The 2,498-nt window shown below is 56.6% G+C and carries 2 protein-coding genes; both read right to left on the bottom strand.

What is annotated here, in order from left to right:
* Positions 1-87: 87 nt before the first annotated feature.
* Complete coding sequence (gene istB / locus H096_RS26075; protein ID WP_029241171.1) at positions 88-891, bottom strand: IS21-like element ISPsy20 family helper ATPase IstB; 804 nt, start codon at positions 889-891, stop codon at positions 88-90.
* Positions 884-2,383 (bottom strand): IS21 family transposase, encoded by a 1,500-nt coding sequence (gene istA / locus H096_RS26070; RefSeq protein ID WP_156717529.1) that lies wholly within the window; start codon positions 2,381-2,383, stop codon positions 884-886. The genes istB and istA overlap by 8 nt, the downstream gene beginning before the upstream one ends.
* Positions 2,384-2,498: the final 115 nt, after the last annotated feature.

Genomic DNA, 2,498 nt, shown 5'->3' with positions numbered 1-2,498 from the left:
GTGGATAAGCTTAGCAGCAGTGGGCCGATTCAAGACGCATCAACCCCCACCGCATGTAGGCATGCAGCAGGGTATTTATGGTGCGGATCAAAATGGCTCATCGTCCTCGACATCATCTCCGTCCTTGCGCTTTCGTTCCCGTGACTTGATCTTTGTCTGGGCGGCCAAGGTGCTGTGTTGTAGGCGGTAGGACTCGTTGCCCGTTTCGACGATGTGGCAGTGATGTGTCAGCCGATCCAACAACGCGGTGGTCATCTTGGCGTCGCCAAACACACTCGACCATTCCGAGAAGCTGAGGTTGGTGGTGATGACCACGCTGGTGTGTTCGTACAGTTTGGACAGCAGGTGAAATAACAGGGCACCGCCGCTTTGGCTAAAGGGCAAATATCCCAGCTCATCCAGTATCACCAGGTCTGTGCGAAGCAGTCCCTGGGCGATTCGCCCTGCCTTGCCATCGTACTTCTCACGCTCCAGCAGATTCACCAGATCCACCGTGGAAAAGAAGCGCACGCGTTTGTTGTGGGCCGTGATTCCGGATACAGCCAAGGCACTGGCCAGGTGTGTTTTCCCGGTTCCAGGGCCGCCGATGAACACGACATTCTGCGCCGTTTCAGTGAACGCTAAGCTGGATAGATCGCTGACCAGCCGGGCATCAGCGCTGGAAGCGCTGAAGTCAAAGCCAGCTAAGTCACGGTGCATGGGGAGTTTTGCCATGTTCATCTGATGATTCACCGAGCGCACCGCGCGATCCGCATGTTCCTGCTGAAGCAGATGTTCCAGCAGCCATTTCGATGAAGCCGTCGACGCTGTTCCTTGAGAGACCAGTTCTTCCCAAGCACTGGCCATGCCGTGCAGGCGAAGTTCTTTGAGTTCAGTCATTAGGTCACGCATTGCGATTCTCCTCATCGGTCGCACGGAGCCGGTCGTAGCGTGCTGTATTGGCAACAGGCGCGACCTTGAGTTGCAGGCTGGTTTCTACACTGGGAGGTAGTGCGGTGGAGGTCAGGCGGGCAAGGACATTGAGGATGTGATCGGCGCTCAGACTTCCCGATTCAAGTACCAGCTCCACCGCCACCAGCACAGGTTCGAGCCCCGCAATTGGCACAGCAGCCAGTACCTGCATCATGATTCGATCACCGTTGGTGTGACGCCTCAGTCCTCGTTTGAGAAGCCGTAACGGTTTTGGCAGATCAGCAAATGGCGCACCTTTGCGCAATGCACCAGGCTTGCGTTCGATGAGTGGGATGTAGTGCTGCCAGTCAAAACTGACCTGATCTCGATCAAAGAGGCGCTCGTGACTGGCGATCACCGTTTCGTCGGCAATGACCACGATCCGCGAAGGGTACAAACGGCTACTGACCCACTGGCCGACGCGCTCACATGGCACTGAATAGCGATTTCGCGCCACGCTGATCAGGCAGGTGCTGGAGACCCGCACGGTACGCTCGACGTAGCCATCAAATGCCGTCGGCATTGGCATCATTTCGACCTGCTCCAGCTCTAAGACCTCGGCCACCGTCAGCCCGTTGTACTGCGGATGCACCAGTTCGCTCCAGAGCGACCGGCAACGTTGGCCGAGCCAGACATTCAGTTCCTCGAAGGTGTGAAACATGCAGTTTTGAGCATCGAGCCAGATTCGCCTCCGGCTGTCCTGAACGTTCTTTTCGACGATGCCTTTTTCCCAGCCAGAGGCCACGTTGCAGAAGTCCGGATCGAACAGATAGTGCGCGCACATCACGGAAAACCGGGCGTTGACCGTGCGCCCTTTGCCTTTGTTGACCTTGTCGACAGCCGTTTTCATGTTGTCGTAGATGCCGCGACGCGGCACACCACCCAACGCTCCAAACGAACGGGTGTGGGCATCAAACAGCATCTCGTGGCCTTGGCTGGGGTACGCAACCAACCAGAATGCGCGGCTGGCACACAGCTTCATGTGGGAGACCTGGATACGTCGAAAAAGACCACCGATCAGCAGGCCTTCTTCGCTCCAGTCAAATTGAAAGGCCTCACCGAGCGCAAACGTCAGCGGTACAAAAGCGCGTAAAGACTTGCCTTGCTCGCCTCGCCAAGAGCGCACAAACGCCGTGAGCTGGCTGTAACCGCCGTCATAACCCTCGGCTTTGATCTGCTCAAAAAGTGCTTTGGCGCTCCTGCGGTTGTGTTTTGGCCGGAACGAATCGGCCTTGAGCGCCTGCTCCAGGGTCTCGTGAAAAGGGCTGAGCTTATTGAAGGTTGCGCACCGTTGGTACGCTGGCTGAATGGCTTCGGGCGCTCTGACCCATTTTCGGATGGTGTTTCTCGACAGCCCGGTACGCTTGGCTATCTGATGCAGCGAGAGCTTGTCGCGGAAGTACATCCGCCGGATTTTCCCCAACATTTCCATGCTGATCACCCTGTGTTCTCCTGCTCGAAAAGTGAGCAGAAGCAGTTGAACACCTGGGTCAGTTTTCAGTCGGCAGAAGAGCCTCTACTGGGTCAGTTTTCGGTCAGCGGCAACA

It is taken from the genome of Pseudomonas sp. FH1, from assembly GCF_000510895.2.
GTDB lineage: Bacteria > Pseudomonadota > Gammaproteobacteria > Pseudomonadales > Pseudomonadaceae > Aquipseudomonas > Aquipseudomonas azotoformans_A.
The sequence above is the reverse complement of the archived record's forward strand: the minus strand, read 5'-3'. Positions and strand labels throughout refer to the sequence as shown.